Origin of the sequence: Lysobacter enzymogenes, assembly GCF_017168095.1 — a bacterium.
GTDB classification, from domain to species: domain Bacteria; phylum Pseudomonadota; class Gammaproteobacteria; order Xanthomonadales; family Xanthomonadaceae; genus Lysobacter; species Lysobacter enzymogenes_D.
In genome coordinates this window covers 1-1,539 of the sequence record NZ_LXSD01000193.1, presented here as the reverse complement: position 1 = coordinate 1,539, position 1,539 = coordinate 1, and the positions used below count along the sequence as shown (strand labels likewise).

The following is a 1,539-nucleotide window of genomic DNA, read 5'->3' as shown; positions in this document are numbered from 1 at the left end:
GCCGGTCGCCGCCGCGCCGGGCCAGCCGCGCCTGGTCGCGCAGGCGCTGCGGATCGAACCGCCGCGCTACACCGGCCTGCCGGCGCGCGACGAGCCGAGCCTGGAAGGCCGCGCGCCCGAAGGCGCGACATTGCGCTGGCGTCTGCGTTTTGCGCCGCAACCGGCGCAGGCCGCCCTGGTCTTCCACGACGGCGAACGCCTGCCGCTGCGGCGCGACGGCGAGGACTGGAGCGCGCAACGCATCCTGGCCAAGTCGAGCCTGTATCGGATCGAAGCGGCCGGCGCGCCGTCGGCGCAGAACCGGCGCCTGTACCGCCTCGACCTGATTCCCGACCGCCCGCCGCAACTGCGCGTGTTGCAGCCCGAGCGCGGCCTGACCTTGCTCGCGCGCGGCCAGAAGAGCTGGCCGCTGGCGTTCGAGGCCAGCGACGACTACGGCGTCGCCGCCGGCGCGCGCCTGCGCATCGTGCTGGCGCAAGGCAGCGGCGAGCAGATCACCTTCCGCGAGCGCAGCGTCGAACTGCGCGGCAGCGGCGAGGCGACCCGCAAGCGCTTCGTCCACGCGCTGGACCTGGCCGCGCTCGGCTTCGCCGTCGGCGACGATCTGATCGTCCAGCTCGGCGTGTCCGACAACCGCGCCCCGCAGCCGCAGACCGCGCTGAGCCCGAGCCTGATCCTGCGCTGGCCGGCCGATCCGGGCAGCGAGGCCACCGGCATCGAGGGCATGGTCAAGACGGTGCTGCCGGCGTATTTCCGCAGCCAGCGCCAGATCATCATCGACGCCGAAGCCTTGCTCGCGCAGCGGCGCAAGCTCGACGGCGAGAGCTTCGTCAAGAAGTCCGACGCCATCGGCGTCGACCAGCGCCTGCTGCGCCTGCGCTACGGCCAGTTCCTCGGCGAGGAGGCGGAAGGCGAGCCCAAGCTGCCGACCAGCGACAGCGAGGACGAGCACGCACACGATGGAGATGAAGGCGAGCATCGCGACGGCGCCCGCGCCGAGGCATCGGCGCCCGCCGACGCCCACGATCACGACCACGGCGCGCCGCCCGCGGCCAAGCCGACGTTCGGCGAATCCGGTTCGGTGCTGCAGGAGTTCGGTCACACCCACGACCACGCCGAGGCCGCGACCTTGCTTGATCCGCAAACCCGCGCGCTGTTGAAGTCCGCGCTGGACCAGATGTGGCAATCGGAACTGCACCTGCGCCAGGGCCAGCCGCAGCAGGCGCTGCCGTTCGCGTACAAGGCGCTGGGCTTCATCAAGCAGGTGCAGCAGGCCAGCCGGATCTATCTGGCGCGGGTCGGGCCGGAACTGCCGCCGATCGACGAAAGCCGGCGCCTGGGCGGCGACCGCGCGGGGCTGGCGCGGCGCGAGGACGCGCTGGCGGCGGCGAGCGCGGCCGATCCGTTGCCGGCGCAGCTGTGGCGCGAGTTGCAGGCGCCGGCGTCGCAGCCGGTGGATTACGCCGCGCTGGAGCGCTGGCTCGGCGCGAACCAGGCGCGCGTGCCCGATCCGCTCGCGTTCGCCGCGGCGCTGGCCGC

Annotated in this window: 1 protein-coding gene; it reads left to right on the top strand. The window is 73.5% G+C overall.

The features are described from left to right. Positions 1-1,539: hypothetical protein (locus A7A76_RS05045; protein WP_206410171.1), on the top strand; the 1,539-nt coding region annotated here is incomplete at both ends.